This is a genomic window from Rhodanobacter fulvus Jip2, from assembly GCF_000264315.1.
In the GTDB taxonomy this organism is placed as follows: domain Bacteria; phylum Pseudomonadota; class Gammaproteobacteria; order Xanthomonadales; family Rhodanobacteraceae; genus Rhodanobacter; species Rhodanobacter fulvus.
Map to the genome: position 1 here is coordinate 35913 of NZ_AJXU01000051.1, position 15132 is coordinate 51044.

A 15132-nucleotide genomic window follows, 5' to 3' on the forward strand; every position below is an offset into this window, starting at 1 on the left:
CACGATACAGCGCGACTTCCGATTTTCCATTCCCCATTCCCCACTCCCGGCCCCAAGCATGACCCCAGAACTCGGCCAACTCGCGCTCATCCTCGCCTTGTTGCTGGCCCTGGCGCAGGGCATCTTGCCGCTGATCGGCGCCTGGCGCGGCAATCGCGCCTTGATGGCGGTGGCGCGCCCGGCCGCGGCGGGACAGGCGGTGTTCGTGGCGATCGCGTTCGGCATCCTGGTGTGGGCGTTCCTTCGCTTCGATTTCTCGGTGCAGTACGTGGCCGACAACTCCAACCTGGAATTGCCGTGGTATTACCGCATCGCCGCGGTGTGGGGCGCGCACGAGGGTTCGCTGCTGTTGTGGATCATGATCCTCAACGTGTGGACCGTGGCGCTGGCGGCATTCAGCCAGAAACTGCCGGAAGTTTTCGCTTCGCGCGTGCTGGCGGTGATGGGGCTGATCGCGGTGGGTTTCCTCGCCTTCATCATCTTCACCTCGAATCCGTTTGCACGGCTGTTGCCGATGCCCGGCGACGGTGCGGATCTGAACCCAGTGCTGCAGGACCCGGGCATGACGTTCCATCCACCGATGCTGTACATGGGTTACGTGGGCTTCTCGGTGGCATTCGCGTTTTCGATCGCGGCCTTGCTGGGTGGTGAGCTGGAACAGGCCTGGGTGCGCTGGGCGCGGCCGTGGACGAACGTGGCATGGGCTTTTCTCACCTGCGGCATCGTCGCCGGCAGCTGGTGGGCATATGCCGAGCTGGGCTGGGGCGGTTGGTGGTTCTGGGATCCGGTGGAAAACGCCAGCTTCATGCCCTGGCTGGTCGGGCTGGCGCTGATCCACGCGCAGGCGATCACCGAAAAGCGCGGCAGCCTGCGCGCGTGGACGATCCTGCTGTCGATCTTCGCGTTCTCGCTGAGCCTGCTGGGCACGTTCCTGGTGCGTTCGGGCGTGCTGACCTCGGTGCACGCCTTCGCCTCCGACCCGCGCCGCGGCGTGTTCATCCTGGCCTTCCTGACCATCATCGTCGGCGGCTCGCTGTTGCTCTATGCGCTGCGCGCGCCCAAGGTCGCCGCGGGCAAGCCGTTCAACCTGCTGTCGCGCGAAACGGCGATGCTGATCGGCAACCTGATGTTCGCGGTGGCGGCGGCGATGGTCTTGCTGGGCACGCTGTTCCCGCTGATCGGCGATGCGCTGCACATGGGTCGCATCTCGGTGGGCCCGCCCTACTTCGGTTTCCTGTTCCCGCTGCTGATGCTGCCGGTGGTGCTGCTGTTGCCGTTCGGCCCGTTCCTGCGCTGGGGCAAGGGCGATGCCGATGCGCTGAAAAGCATGCTGCTGCGCGTGACCGTCGCCGCCCTGGCCTGCGCCATCGTGGCGGCGTTCTTCGTGGACGGTCACATGAAGGCGATCGTGGGCGTGGCCGCGGCGGTGTGGATCGGCGTGGGCGTGCTGTTGTACGCATACAAGCGCTGGCGCGAAGTGCCGCGCGGTCGCCGCTATCCGGCCGAGATGGCCGGCATGCTGCTGGCGCATTTCGGCGTGGCGGTGTTCGTGGTCGGCGTGCTGCTGTCCGAATCGCTCAGCGTCACCAGCGACGTACGCATGGCGCCGGGCCAGACCCAGCACATCGGCAGCTACGATTTCCGTTTCGATGGCGCGCACCGCACCACCGGGCCGAACTGGCGCGCCGACCAGGGCGTGGTCACGGTCACCCGCGACGGCAAAGACATCGCCGTGATGCATCCGCAGAAGCGCACCTATCCGCGCGGCCAGGTACAGACCGAATCGGCGGTGGATGCCGGCATCACCCGCGACCTGTACGTGGCGCTGGGTGAACCGATGGACGCGGGCAATATCGAAGGCGCCTGGTCGCTGCGGCTGTACTACAAGCCGTTCGTGCGCTGGATCTGGGCCGGCGGCTTGCTGATGATGCTGGGCGGCTTTGTCTGCGCCGCCGACAAGCGCTTCCGCCTCAAGCGCACCGTCACCCGTGCGGAGCCGGCCATCGAAACGCGCCTGCAGGAAACCCGCGCATGAGTCGGCTGCTGCCCTTCATCGGCTTCATGTTGCTGGCCGCGCTGTTCGGTTTCGGCATCTGGTGGAACACCCAGCACGACCCGAATGCCATCCCCACGCCGCTGCTGGACAAGCCGGCTCCCGCGTTCAACCTGCCCAAGCTGTACGAGCCGACGCAGACAGTGAGCAAGGCCGACCTGCTGGGCAAGCCCTACCTGCTCAATGTGTTCGCCAGCTGGTGCATCGAATGCGGCGTGGAGCACCCGGTGCTGCAGGCCGAAGGTCCGACGCTGGGCGTGCAACTGGTGGGCTACAACTACAAGGATGCCCCGGCCGATGCCAAGCGTTGGCTGGCCGAACACGGCAGCCCGTATGCCCTGGTGATCGCGGACGAACCCGGTCAGACCGCGATCGATTTCGGCGTTTACGGCGCACCGGAAAGTTTCCTGATCGATGCGCAAGGCGTCATCCGCTACAAGCACATCGGGCCGCTTACGCCGGAGGTGGTGGCGAAGGAATTGAAGCCGGCCATCGCGGCGCTGCGCAAGGAGACACCGTGATGCGCCTTTCGTCCTGTGGGAGCGGCTTCAGCCGCGATGCCTTTTGTCGGAGCACGCAAGGAGCATCGCGGCTGAAGCCGCTCCCACAGGGGTTTCTGCTGCGACTGCTGCTGGTCATCCTGTTCGCGTTTGCCGGCACGTTGCACGCGCAGGCGATCGAGCCGATGCCGTTCGCCAACCACGCGCAGGAGTTGCGCTTTCAGCACCTCACCCATGAGCTGCGCTGCCCGATGTGCCAGAACGAGACATTGGCCGATTCCAACGCGCCGATCGCGCGTGACCTGCGCAACCAGATCTTCAAGATGATGCAGCAGGGCAAGAGCGACGACGAGATCAAGCAATACCTGGTGGCGCGGTATTCCAAGTTCGTGCTGTACGACCCGCCACTGACACGCGGCACCTGGCTGCTGTGGTTCGGTCCGCTGCTGATCCTGCTTGGCGGTGCCGGCGTGGTGCTGGTGGCGATACGCAAACGCGGCCGCATGCCGGCCAATGGATCGTCGGGGCCGCGCCCCTCGATCGACAACGGGGATGATTGGTGAAAATCGCTTTCTACATTGCTGCCGCGGCGATGATCGCCGTGGCGCTGGCGGTATTGCTGCTGCCATTGATGCGACACGGCCGCACGTCCACCAGGCCACGCGCGGTTTTCGCACTGGCCCTGATCATCGCGCTGGCGCTGCCACTGGGCACTGCCAGCCTGTATCTGATGGTGGGAACGCCGGTAGCGCTCAATACCATCCAGGCCCAGGCGCCGGTCAGCATGGAGCAGGCACTGGTGCAATTGCGCACGCACCTGACCGAGCAGCCCGATGACGTGCGGGGCTGGATGGTGCTGGCGCAGACCAACAGCATGCTGCACAGCCCCGCGGATGCGCGCGACGCCTACGACCACGTGCTCAAGCTCGCGCCCAACAATGCCGAGGCCATGGTCGGCTGGGTCGAGGCCGACTCGATGGCGCGCAGCGATCACCGGATCACCGGCCGCGCGCTGGAGTTGCTGAAACACGCCGTATCGCTGCAGCCGGACAGCCAGCGCGGCCTGTGGTTGCTCGGCATCGGTCAATTCCAGCAAGGTGACTACAGCAACGCCGCCGCCACCTGGCGCGTGCTGCAGCCGCAGCTGGAGCCGGGCTCGAAGGTGGCCGAAGCGGTAGCCATGCAGATCGGGGTAGCGCAATCCCGCGCCGGAAAATCGCCGGCCGGCGCGTCTTCGGTCGGCGCCGCGGCAGCCGCGCAGGAACCCGGATTGCGGGTGCAGGTGTCGCTGGCACCGGCGCTGAAAAAGAAGCTGAAACCCGGCGACGTGTTGTTCGTCTATGCCCGCGCCGCAGGCGGTCCACCGATGCCGCTGGCTGCCGTCAAGCGCGACGCCGCCAAACTGCCACTCGAAGTCACCCTGACCGACGCCATGGCGATGACGCCCGCCGCGCGGCTGTCGTCGGCGGCCAAGGTGGAAGTGGGCGCGCGCATCAGCCACGACGGCCAGCCCATTGCCCGCGAAGGTGACCTGGAAGGCAGCGCCGGCATCGTCGAGGTGAATCGCCGCACGCCGGTCACCCTCGTCATCGACAAGGTGCATCCATGAACGGCCCCGGCACCGCGCACGACGCGCGCCGCTACTTCGCCCTGCCCTCGCCGTTCCGCATGAAGCGTGGCGGCGAACTGCACGGCGCCAGCGTGGCCTACGAGACCTGGGGCGAGCTGAATGCGGCGCGTGACAACGGGCTGCTGATTCTCACCGGGCTGTCGCCCAGCGCCCACGCCGCCTCGTCCGTCGACGATCCCGCGCCCGGCTGGTGGGAAGGCATGATCGGGCCGGGCAAGGCGATCGACACCACCCACTGGTTCGTCATCTGCGTGAACTCGCTGGGCAGCGACAAGGGCTCGACCAGCCCGGCCTCGATCGATCCGGCCAGCGGCGAACCGTACCGGCTGAACTTCCCCGAGCTGGCATTGGAAGATGTTGCCGAAGCCGCGCACGCCACCGTCAACAGCCTGGGCATCGAGCAACTCGCGTGCCTGATCGGCTGCTCGATGGGCGGCATGAGCGCGCTGGCCTACATGCTGCTGCACCCGGGCGGCGCGCGCGCGCACATCAGCGTGGACACCGCTCCGCAGGCGCAGCCGTTCGCCATCGCCATCCGCTCGCTGCAGCGCGAGGCGATCCGGCTGGACCCGCGCTGGGACGAGGGCCGCTACGACATCCACGCCCAGGACGGCGACCGTTACCCCGACATCGGCATGAGCATCGCCCGCAAGCTGGGCGTGATCACCTATCGCTCGGCGATGGAGTGGAACGGCCGCTTCGCCCGCATCCGGCTCGATCCGGAGCAGCGGGACGACGACCCGTTCGGCCGCGAGTTCCAGGTCGAGTCCTATCTTGAAGGGCACGCGCGGCGCTTCGTGCGCCACTTCGATCCCAATTGCTACCTCTACCTGTCGCGCGCCAGCGACTGGTTCGACATCGCCGAATACGGCAATGGCAGCGTGCACGAAGGGCTGCAGCGCATCCGCATCGAGCGGGCGATGGTGATCGGCGTCAGCACCGACATCCTGTTTCCGCTGGAGCAGCAGGAGCAGATCGCCAAGGGCCTGGAGGCGGCCGGCGCCACGGTGGATTTCGTGGCGCTGGACTCGCCGCAGGGGCACGACGCGTTCCTGGTCGACATCGAAAACTACAGCCGCGCCATCGGCGGCTTCCTCGATCGATTGGGCGCGGATTGACCCGCTGACGGGGCTCGACCGCGCCCATCGAACCCGGCATAATGCGTCGCTCACATGCCGGTGTGGCGGAATGGTAGACGCGGCGGACTCAAAATCCGCTGGCAGCGATGTCGTGTAGGTTCGAGTCCTATCACCGGTACCAACACTTTGCGCGGTTTTCGATGGTCGGATTTCGGTCCGCAATTCTGGAACCGGTCCGCAATTCTCGAACAACTGGCCCGCCTTGTGCGGGCTTTTTGTTGCCCCAGTCATCGGCCCGCGCCTGAACGCTGGTCGCCGAAACTGACTCTCGCCGGATGAGGCCTGACGGCTGGGGCGTGACCAGTGTCCCGCGGCGTCAGCCTCAGCGCTGTCAGGCGAAGACGCCTCGCGGCGTCAGAATAGGCTACGCTTGACCCTCGGAATGAGGAGCGAAAGGATGCGGTACAAGGCGTGCGGTTGCGTGGCTATGCTGTTGCTTGCTGGATGCAATGAACCGCCCCGGGATGCATTTTTCACACTGTCATCCCTGCCCCAGGAACCGGCTACGCAGGCACCTTTCCGCATCTCCGAGACGACCGGCGCTCCGGTGCTCACCAGGGGACCAGCGGGAGCCTGGGATTCCGTCGACGTGCTTAACCCCTCGGTGATCCGCTTCAAGGGGAAGCTGCTCAATTTCTATTCGGGCTTCGACGGCGAGTCTTGGCGGACCGGGCTGGCCACGTCAGACGACGGTATGCATTGGGCGAAGTTCGGCGGAAACCCGGTGCTCTCGCCCGGCCATTCGTGGGATAGCCAGTACATCGCTGCCAACGGCGCAGCGATCGCCTGGAAGGGGCGGATTCTGTACCTCTACCAAGGGCAGGACGCGCAGGGCATCACCCGGATCGGACTCGCCACCACGAGCGATGGTGAGCGGCTGGCAAAGGCGAATCGCCCCGTGCTGGATGTGGGGCGCCCGCATGCCTGGGACGGCAAGGCTGTTGGCGACCCGTACGTGATCGTGCGGGGTAGCAAGCTTTACCTGTATTACCTCGGTATGGATGAGCACAACATCCAACGCCTCGGCGTGGCCATGTCCTCCGATGGAGAGCGCTGGACGAAGTTCGCAGGCAACCCCATCCTCGACGTGGGAGCCGCCAGCACGTTCGACGAGAACGGCTTGGGTGAGCCCAGCGTGGTGTTCTCCGCGCCCTTCTACTACATGATTTACACGGGACGCAGCGCGAGCGAATCACGCGACCTCGGCTATGCGATATCGAGCGATGGCGTCAGCTGGAAGAAAATGTCCACCGCGGGTGTCTTCACCGACAGAAAGGGCTGGAACGACAAGGTCATTTGCGACAGCACGATTCTGGGCAATGACGACGGCAGCTTCACCGTTTGGTACGGCGGTGGCGACGTAGCGCGCCCGGATGAACGAATCGATGGGCAGATCGGGCGTTTCAGCCTTACCCTCGCGCCGCCGTACGTTGCGGACGGCTTCGACGCATCCGTCGACTATCTTGCCGCCGGCCTGCGCAGCACGTCGATACTGCGTGGTTCATGGGTGGCTGATGGCGGTTCTGCATGGGTTGGGCCGGATGCATCCGCTCGCATCTGGAGCCTTCCGGGCGACGGGCAGTCCATTGACATATCGGGGTGGATGCCCGTGTCGCTCTATCGCAAGGCGGGCATAGACGCGCCCATTTCTCTGCGCGCCACGATCAACGGCAAGCAGGTAGCGGAAAAGTCGTTCACCAGTGACGAGCTCTTCCATATCCGCGTGTTGCCCAAACAGCTGCAGGGCATGACGGCCCCACTGTTCGTCGAACTGCAAACGGATCATTCGTTCACGCCGAGCACATTCTCTAGCAGCCCCGACACGCGCGCCTTGTCGCTCAAGGTGTCGCGCGTCGGACTGTCGCGATAGCCGATTAGGCGTATTCGTAGACGATGCAGATGCCCGGGGCGCCATTGCCGCCCGCCCTCGCGGCGCCACCGGCGACTGTCGTTGCGCCAGAGCCTCCGCTTCCGGGTGTCGTGGCCGCATTGCCGTTGGCGGTGGCGTTGATCGATGCGTTAGCGCCGGCACCGAAGAACGAGGCACCACCGGAGCCGGAGATGACATTGCCGCCCGTGGTCATGAATGCTGTCGCGCCAAAGCCACCGGAGGCGTTGAGGATGTTTCCGCCGATGCCGACGCCACCCCCGTTGGCATAGCCCGTGATGAAGGGGAAGCTGATTTGAGCGGCGGTTGCGCCGCTGCCACTGCCACCCGGTGCCGACAGAAGCGCGCCGAATGATGATGCGCCTCCATTGCCGCCAGCGCCGCCGGTGGTGCCGGTACCGCCAGCGCCTACGGTGATCGTCACTCCGGAGAAGCCGGTGGTTAGGCGGCTCTTGGCGTAGCCGCCAGCGCCACCACCAGCGCCTGCGGAAGCCTGCGATGCTGAGCACGCCGCCGTGCCGCCACCGGCGCCACCGGCACCAGAAAGTTCGACTATGACGCTCTTGGTGCCAGGTGTCGGCGTGTATGTACCGCTTGCCGCGAACTTCTGCACACCGATGAGGCGGCCCGTGGTGGCCTTCTTCAGGTTGTCAAGAAGCGTTGCCGTGGTGCCATCGTCGATGGCGTCTTCACCCGTGTTGTCGACGATGAACTGAGCGATCACGGCGGCCATGAGAGTGGCTTGCCGCAAGGTCTTGTTTACCGCTGCCGATGAAGCGACGCCCTGGGTGTAGCCGGTATCGGTGGCTGACGCCGCGGCATATTCCGCCTGCGTCAGCACGTTGGCATCGCTGGCGGCCGCGAACGTCAGGAAATCGTTTTGAATGGGCATGATGGCTCCGGGCACAAAAAAGGCGCCTTATGGCGCCCGCGGAAGGTGGCTTGGTTACGGGTTCAAGGAAGGACGTAGATGACGCGCACACCCATGGGTTTGATGGGCAGATAGCCGCCGTTGATAATCGCCTTGTAGATAGCCGGAAGGCCTGCCCCAGCGATGGTGATGGTCATCGTCATGTTCTGATTGTCGGTGATGCTTGCCGTGAGTCCGACGGGTCCGAAAATCTTCTGCAGGATGGTGACGGTTTTCTCCATCGACCCATCCCAGTGATTTGCCTCAATCTTGGCGCGCAAGAGCAGGCGAAACGTCGTGTCGTCCAGCTCGGTGACGCCGCTCGATGGGTCTCCGACGCGCTTCCACACTCCCTCATCCCAGCCCACGCCATCCGTATCCCACGAGAAATAGACGTCATCGATGGGGGATGTGAGGCCCCTGGATTGCCCGACCCATTCGCCAACAGCATCGAGCTGGACCCCGGACGCCTCGTCCAGATCGAATAGTTGAGGAAGCGCCATAGCGAAATCGGTGAGCGACTGCGCTGAACCCGTCATCGCCTCAACCAGCGCCATGAACTTCGGCCTATCGGCATGCTCCGATGTGATGCGGTCGGTGTAGGCCATGGTCAACTCACTGCGAGGGTGATGTGGCTTTCATCGGTGGTCAGCGCTTCGTTGTAAGCGATATCCACATCAGCCTGCGCCGGGGTTTCGCTATCTCGACTCAAGGTCAGTGACGTGACACGAAACGTCATGGCGCCCGGCACGCTCTTCACTGCCTCCATGCAGTTGTCCCAGCCCATGGACCCGGCGTCGCCGCCGCCAATGCTCACGCTGTTGATGTAGGCGATCAACGCCTGCACGGCGGCGGCGCCAGTTGTGCTTGAGTAGCCAGCCAGGGCCTTGATCGAAATCACCGAACTGACGACCACCTCAGATGGGCGGCTGAAGTGAATGGTCTGGCTGTTTCCGTAGACGTTGGTGATCGTCTCGCTGGTGGTGCCGAAGGTGCCGGTTCCCGGGGTCTTCTTCGCCGCGATCGTAGCTGCGATCGTTTGCGAGTCGCCGCCTTCGACCACAACGGCAATGGAGTTGGCGCTGATGCCGCGGCTATCCGTGCTGCTGGTGTCGTTCTCGTACGGCCGGTAGCGCGTGACGCCCGGCACGTTCGCCACGGCGCCGATCAGCCCATCAAGCACCGTCAGCGATGGCAGCGCGGTTGATATCGCCTGCACGGCACGTAAGTCGGCATCCGATTGCACCGGCGCGCCAGGCGCCGCGCTTGAGGCGTTGGTTACCGTCTGCCAGCCTCGCTTCGGCGTGGCAATGGTGGTCACCGTGTAGGGGTTGGCCTCGATGTCGCCGGCAGCCTGCGCCGTCGCGGTCACCGTGATGGTGCCGGCGCCAGGGATCGTGACCGTAGCCGGCAGGTTCCAGGTGTTGCCGTTCGCGTCCTGCACGGAACCGTTGATGATGGTTGTTCCGACGGTTCCGCCGATCTGCACGTCGACCGTCGAAAAGGTGGACACGTTCCGCACGATGCCGTTGATTTTGACATTTGACGACAGCGCGTCACCCACGGCCGTAGAGGGCGAAAAGCTCCGGTAGGCCGCGACGCACGCGCTCCCCATGTCGTAGAACGCCTCGGCCAGAACCGCCTGGAACTGGCCGTCCTGAGAGTCTGGATCGACATAGACATCGGCGCCGAAAATCTGCTGATAGCGGCCGCGGATGAAGCTGAGAATGTCCGCATAGCTTGGCGCGGTCACGCCATTGGGCCCGATGATGGGGGCAACGGTGGTAATGGTCACAGCGTGGCCTCGATGGTGGTTTCGCCGTAGATCGTGGTGACGGCTGCCGTGACGGTCAGTGCCCGGGTGTTACGGTCGAGCTGGCTGTCGTAGGCGTCGATGGACAGCATGCCCGTGGTTTTCAGGATGCGGGACTTCAGCACCGCGTCGTAGGCGCCCTGCGTGTACTTGCCCAGTACCTGCGTTCGCCACGGCGTGCCCTCGCTGGTGTTGAGCCACCACTCGCCAGTGATCAGCGCCAGGCGGGTCTTGATGGCCTGGCCCACAGCCTGTGGCGAGTTGGCGAGGAACGCATTCAGGGTGTAGTCGCCGGAGGTGTCGAGCTGTCGATAGCGCATGGTGGCTCCGGAAATGAAAAACCCGCCACGTGGGCGGGTTGGATTCGGTTACTGGTGGAATCGTTGCATCAGCTCTCGACCTACAGGGGAGTTGATCGGGATCACCTCATCATGGCCGCATGACTGGCAGACCTCGCGTTTCTCCCTCGCGCGAAACAGGTAGAAAATGAGTCCAAGGCCCATGCTGACGATGATGAAAAGGAACCACGCCAGGCCCATGCTTCCGCCGCGAGCGATCGCCGGCTTACCGACGTGGCCGCAATAGCGGCAAATCTTCTTTGTGGGCGATGATCCGAACAGCGTGAGGATCACGAGTACCACGCAGATCAAAAACACAATTTCCATTCGCCAACCCTCCCCAGATGCCACTCATCATGGCACTGGCGGCCCTGACGTTCCACCACCCGACATCACAGCCGAATGGGTGTGAGTCTTGAGGCTGACGGTACCGGCGAGCACATCCGTTACTGCCGTGACGGTAGCCGGTGACGTGACATTGCCGGCGGCGTCGATCGTGACGCCATTGAGGTTGATTCCACCAGGAGCCACCACGTTGACCATCTGGCCGTCAGGGTTGATCTCCACGTATGTGGCGCCGTCATCGCTGCGCAACTGCGTCGTGCTGGCCGCCGGCTGCGCCAGCTTGCGCGCCTTGGATCGGACGCCCACGAACGCGAAGGCGTCGTTCATGGCGTGCCTGTGATCGGGCATCGCCTCCTGCACGCCGCCGTATTCCAACCACGCATCGATGCCACGCGCCGCGAACACCAGCAGGCATTCGTCACCCTCGGTCACCGGGAAGGTCAGCGTGCAGCCGCCGCCACCGGGAAAGCATACGGGCACGTCCACCAGCAGCGCGCGCGCCGCGGTTGACGTGCTGCCATCGGGCGCCGTGATCCTGGCCTTGATGGCCGGCTGCACCTGGGCCAGCGAGGTGTCCGGGTCGAAGCTGACGATGACGCCCGGGAGCGCCGTCCACGTGTCCACGAGCGCGCTGGCCGCGGATGCCTGAAGGGTGGCCAGCAGATCGTCGAAGCGTTGCGGGTTATCGAGCATCGGGGACGGCTTCCGTGGTGACCGCCGAGAGCGATGGCGAGGCCAGGTTCACGCAGATGATTTCAGTCACCCAGTCGTCGCCTCGGGTATCACCAACGTGGGTCACGCAAGCTGCTTTGTAGCTGCCGTCGGCGCTGACGTCAGGGACGTAGACGTATTCATTGCTCCGAAAAGCATCCTGTCTCACCTTCACTTGCGCGTCGCTCCCATCCAGAAGCTGCTTGTTGTCGACCTTGATCATCATGCCGGCGCGGATCTGCGGGCGCAGAAGGCAGGAGATGATGACGCCGTCGACCGTCTGGTCCGGCACACTCAACAGGCCGTTGCCAGAATTGAGCATGGGCACCTCGCCCGGCAGTGTGGCGCCCTTTTCCAGGAAGGTGAGCTTGTTGTCCTCGATGTACCAGTCGCAGTTCTGGTTATTGGCCAGCATGGTCAGCTGGGCGCTCACCATGCCGTCCAGCTGCTTGCCGCGCAGCCCCTTTTCGGTGCTGAAGGACGGCTTGTTACCGCCCGTTACACCATAGGCTCCCAGCGCGCCCAGCAATGCGTTGTACACGTCGTCCCACGTCCACCCGGCCACCAGCGTGGTGCTGATCACGCCGTAATTGTGCGCCTGGTCCGCATCCTGTGCGGTGATCTCGATGAAGGTGTCGGTGTCGTAGCGTCCGCGCCGCGTCATCACGATCTGACCCTCGAAGATGGTCGACGGCCCCGGATCGATGTAACCCGCTTGCAGCACCACCTGGGTGAACTCATTGATGATCCTGGCCATCTTCTCGGCGGCGAGGTTGTAGACCCGGATCAGCGCGTATTTCGGCGTGTTGATGGTGGCGTTTCGCACCTCGAACGTGACGCGCAGCTGCGATAGATCCAGCCCATCTCCCGCATCGGTACCCACCTTGAGCGACAGCGCTCGTCCAAACTGGCTAGGCATCGTCGGTCACGTAGTAGAGATGGGCAGACGCTCCCAGGTTGTCGAAGGTGGGCGCCGCGAAGGGGTTGCCATCGGACAGCACAACAAGCTTCCCGGGAATGCCCAGATAGACGTATTGAGCCAACAGATCGACGCCCGTCACCAGCGGCACGCCGGCCACGAGCATCGTTCCATCGATGAGCGCAATGTCCATGAACCAGCCGAAGGGCTCGCGCCAGGACACCGCCATCCGATACGCCCGCCCGGACAGGGTGATCTGGAACGACTGACTCTGTGCGGTCAGTGGAATCTCAAGTACCTGGCTCACAGCAAGCCCTCAAGAAAGCCGCCGACCTGGTAGAGCCCCGATTCCTTCGGTTGCACGGGTTGCTTCATGCCCTGGTCGACTGACTCGGCAGTTTTCTCCGGCTCCTGCTGCTGCGTCACGGGCGCCAGTGTCGTGGTGGCGGTCTCCACGATGATCACTTGCCGCATGCCCACTTCGATCACTAGCGTGCTATTGGTCTTGGCGTCGGTCACGGTATCGAGGCTCACGATCACCATGTTGTCGTAGGTGCGTTTTCCAGTAACCACACCCAGCGGCGAGCGCTGGTTCATCAGCTCCAACAGGGCCGGATAGGCATCCTCGGCGTTGTTCGATGATCCACCGACATCGAAGAACGAGGCAGCATCGCTCCAGCCGATCGTCATCAGCAGTTCGGACGGACGCGAAAAGGCGTGATCGGTAACCGGTGCGCCGCTGTCGATCGGGTGATCGGTCAACGCCACCTCGTCGCGGTGATGCTCCTGAATTGTCACCTGCGGCACGATGTAACTGATCGACCGCCGGGTATGCAGGAACACATCTTCCAACTGGCCGAGCGCGCCGACAGCGCCCGCCTTAACCAGGCCAGACAGCGTGCTCATGACGCCGCCGGCATCAGGTTGCGGGCAGCGCGCTTGTTCACCCCATCCTGCCGGCGTGCCACTTCTTGGCCTGCGGCCTGCGCATCCTTGGCCCCGTAGATGTTGATGTTCGTCTCCTGCTGAAGTGTCCGGCTTGAGGCGCTGGCACCGGTCGCGGCCTGGCGGTACATGTCGGACGAATACGGATTCTGACCGTTCTCGTGGCTGACGATGCCGCGCATCAGGCCCTGCATCACGGACGGGTCTTGCAGGTTGAGCTTGGTGCCCGGCGCCACGCCAAGCGCCTTGGCGAGGCTGGCGGCATAAGCGCCCGTGTCGTTCTCGCTGGCCGGCGCGTACTTGGCCACGATCGCGTTGATCGTGTCGGTGCCGCGGCTGCCGTACAGCGACAACTGCTGCGCCAGCGCATTCAAGCCGGCCTGCGGCGTACCGAACGCCGCAAAGCGCGCATTGGGTCCGGATTCCAGCGAGGCGCCGCGCTGACCGGCGTAGTTGAGGTTGCCGGGGTTGTTATTGCGGATGCCGCGCGGGCCGGCGCTCGCCTCCGGATCGGTCAGGTACTGATCGGGAATCTTCTCCCCGGTGCGCGGATCGTAGCCGGCACCGTAGGCCAGGCTCTGGAGCAAGCGGTGGATGGCGCTGCCACGCTGGCGCTGGTCGTTCGCCGTCGATCCATTCTCGATCTCGGCGGCCTTTTTCGCGGCGAATCCACCCACCGCGTCGCCTGCGGCTTTGCGCCACTTGTTGAGGGTCTTCAGCGCTTCGATCAGCACGTTCACGGCGCCGACGGCCAGGTCGATCTCGGTCTTCCAGTTTTTCCAGTCGATCAGGCTTTTGCCGCCCTCCTTCCAGGTCTTGTAGTCATCGAACAGCGCAAGGATGGCCAGCCCGAGCGTGATGACTCGGCCAATGGGTGAGGCAGCGAACAGCGCGTTCATCACCTTCCAGATCGCCACGATGGCAATCACCCCTTTCAGAAACCCTTGTGTTTCCGGATCAAGGCGGCGGTAGGCATCGGCAAGGTTCCCGAAAATCTCCACGGCACGGGTGATGATCGATGTCACGAGGTGACCGAACGCGGCCAAGCCCTGCACGATCTTGTCGATCACCCGGCTGATCAATCCGCCGTTGTGCTCAATCCATCGGCGCGCCTTCTCGATGACAGGGGTCAGCGTGCCGGCGAAGGCCGTGAAGAACTTCTTGCCAAGGATGTCGACATAGCTACCCAGGCCGCGCAGCTGCACCATGAAGCCGTGCGAGGTCTTCGCCGCCCCCTCGGAGTCGTAGCCCACGGCCTTGGCCATGCGCTTGTACTCGTCGGAGAACTTGCCCACCCCGCTGCGCAACGCGATCAGCGTCTTTTCGTCGATCCCCAGCACCTGCGCATACCGCGCCGCCCGGTAATACGGCATCTTCGCCAGCCGCTGGCCAATGTCGGCCATGATCTCGCTGGTGTCGCGCATCTGGCCGTTGGCGTCACGGGTCTGCACGCCCAGCGCCTTGATCCACGACTCGCCGCCCGGCTTCTCACGCATGAAGCGCGCGATGCTCTCGATGGCGTTCAACGCACCGTCAGCGGAACCGCCTAGATCGGCCACGGCGTACTGCATCGCCTGGATGCCGCGCACCGACGCCTGCGAGCGCTGCGAGGCGAAGAACATCCGCTCCATCGCATTGGTGGCAGCCACGGTACCGGCCACCAGCGCAGTCAGGGCCACGCCCAGCCCGGCCACCACCTTGGTGGATTTCTCCACGCCGCGCACGAACTGGCGCTCTTGGGTGCCGTTTACCTCGTAGCCAAGGCTGACGAGAAACTCTCGGATGACGGACGATTCCATTACTTCGATGCCTCTTCGGCCAGGGTGCGGTTGTCGTCCATCACGTCGAGCGCATCGTTCATCAGAGCGATGTCCGCGAGGTCAAGGGTGCAGTCGAGCAAGCTTTCGTAGCGGCACATGCCCTTGATCACGGGGCGAAGAA

General features: G+C 64.2%; 17 protein-coding genes and 1 tRNA gene. 7 read left to right on the forward strand and 11 right to left on the reverse strand.

Going from position 1 to position 15132, the window contains the following annotated elements; translation table 11 throughout:
* Positions 1 to 58 precede the first annotated feature (58 nt).
* The 7 genes from UU9_RS12260 (at position 59) to UU9_RS12290 (ending at position 7192) form a co-directional block, all read left to right on the forward strand.
* Positions 59 to 2035, forward strand: a complete 1977-nt coding sequence (locus UU9_RS12260; protein WP_007082071.1) for a heme lyase CcmF/NrfE family subunit — start codon at positions 59 to 61, stop codon at positions 2033 to 2035.
* A complete protein-coding gene (locus tag UU9_RS12265) occupies positions 2032 to 2574 on the forward strand; it encodes a DsbE family thiol:disulfide interchange protein (protein ID WP_007082072.1) in 543 nt (180 codons plus the stop codon). The genes UU9_RS12260 and UU9_RS12265 overlap by 4 nt, the downstream gene beginning before the upstream one ends.
* Entirely contained in the window at positions 2574 to 3116 is a 543-nt protein-coding gene (locus UU9_RS12270) for a cytochrome c-type biogenesis protein (protein ID WP_007082073.1), read from the forward strand. Before UU9_RS12265 ends, UU9_RS12270 begins: the two co-directional genes overlap by 1 nt.
* Entirely contained in the window at positions 3113 to 4162 is a 1050-nt protein-coding gene (locus tag UU9_RS12275) for a tetratricopeptide repeat protein (protein WP_007082074.1), read from the forward strand. Before UU9_RS12270 ends, UU9_RS12275 begins: the two co-directional genes overlap by 4 nt.
* Positions 4159 to 5301, forward strand: coding sequence for a homoserine O-acetyltransferase MetX (metX, locus tag UU9_RS12280; protein WP_007082075.1), 1143 nt, complete (start codon positions 4159 to 4161; stop codon positions 5299 to 5301). The genes UU9_RS12275 and metX overlap by 4 nt, the downstream gene beginning before the upstream one ends.
* A 56-nt stretch (positions 5302 to 5357) precedes the next feature.
* A tRNA-Leu gene (locus UU9_RS12285) sits at positions 5358 to 5443 on the forward strand.
* A 306-nt stretch (positions 5444 to 5749) separates the two neighbouring features.
* Positions 5750 to 7192 (forward strand): glycoside hydrolase family protein, encoded by a 1443-nt coding sequence (locus tag UU9_RS12290; protein ID WP_237710281.1) that lies wholly within the window; start codon positions 5750 to 5752, stop codon positions 7190 to 7192.
* A 4-nt stretch (positions 7193 to 7196) separates the two neighbouring features.
* Here UU9_RS12290 and UU9_RS17965 read toward each other — a convergent pair whose 3' ends face one another.
* The 11 genes from UU9_RS17965 to UU9_RS18525 all read right to left on the reverse strand — a co-directional run bounded on the left by UU9_RS17965 (position 7197) and on the right by UU9_RS18525 (position 15121).
* Complete coding sequence (locus UU9_RS17965) at positions 7197 to 8102, reverse strand: glycine-rich domain-containing protein (RefSeq protein WP_007082077.1); 906 nt, start codon at positions 8100 to 8102, stop codon at positions 7197 to 7199.
* A gap of 62 nt (positions 8103 to 8164) precedes the next feature.
* Positions 8165 to 8728: a DUF2612 domain-containing protein gene (locus tag UU9_RS12300; RefSeq protein WP_007082078.1), complete on the reverse strand. Its 564-nt coding sequence runs from the start codon at positions 8726 to 8728 to the stop codon at positions 8165 to 8167.
* Between the two features lie 2 nt (positions 8729 to 8730).
* Positions 8731 to 9915 (reverse strand): baseplate J/gp47 family protein, encoded by a 1185-nt coding sequence (locus UU9_RS12305; protein WP_007082079.1) that lies wholly within the window; start codon positions 9913 to 9915, stop codon positions 8731 to 8733.
* Positions 9912 to 10253, reverse strand: coding sequence for a contractile injection system sheath initiator (locus tag UU9_RS12310; protein ID WP_007082080.1), 342 nt, complete (start codon positions 10251 to 10253; stop codon positions 9912 to 9914). Before UU9_RS12310 ends, UU9_RS12305 begins: the two co-directional genes overlap by 4 nt.
* A gap of 48 nt (positions 10254 to 10301) precedes the next feature.
* Positions 10302 to 10598 (reverse strand): hypothetical protein, encoded by a 297-nt coding sequence (locus UU9_RS12315; protein WP_007082081.1) that lies wholly within the window; start codon positions 10596 to 10598, stop codon positions 10302 to 10304.
* Positions 10599 to 10625: 27 nt separating this feature from the next.
* Positions 10626 to 11309, reverse strand: coding sequence for a Gp138 family membrane-puncturing spike protein (locus UU9_RS12320; protein ID WP_007082082.1), 684 nt, complete (start codon positions 11307 to 11309; stop codon positions 10626 to 10628).
* Positions 11299 to 12246: a phage protein gene (locus UU9_RS12325; RefSeq protein ID WP_040670946.1), complete on the reverse strand. Its 948-nt coding sequence runs from the start codon at positions 12244 to 12246 to the stop codon at positions 11299 to 11301. The genes UU9_RS12320 and UU9_RS12325 overlap by 11 nt, the downstream gene beginning before the upstream one ends.
* Entirely contained in the window at positions 12239 to 12553 is a 315-nt protein-coding gene (locus tag UU9_RS12330; protein WP_040670948.1) for a phage baseplate plug family protein, read from the reverse strand. Before UU9_RS12330 ends, UU9_RS12325 begins: the two co-directional genes overlap by 8 nt.
* Complete coding sequence (locus UU9_RS12335; protein ID WP_007082085.1) at positions 12550 to 13152, reverse strand: phage baseplate protein; 603 nt, start codon at positions 13150 to 13152, stop codon at positions 12550 to 12552. Before UU9_RS12335 ends, UU9_RS12330 begins: the two co-directional genes overlap by 4 nt.
* The gene (locus UU9_RS12340; RefSeq protein WP_007082086.1) at positions 13149 to 14990 is read right to left on the reverse strand and encodes a phage tail tape measure protein; all 1842 of its coding nucleotides are present in this window, start codon (positions 14988 to 14990) and stop codon (positions 13149 to 13151) included. The genes UU9_RS12335 and UU9_RS12340 overlap by 4 nt, the downstream gene beginning before the upstream one ends.
* Complete coding sequence (locus UU9_RS18525) at positions 14990 to 15121, reverse strand: DUF6889 family protein (protein ID WP_007082087.1); 132 nt, start codon at positions 15119 to 15121, stop codon at positions 14990 to 14992. Before UU9_RS18525 ends, UU9_RS12340 begins: the two co-directional genes overlap by 1 nt.
* Between the last annotated feature and the right edge of the window lie 11 nt (positions 15122 to 15132).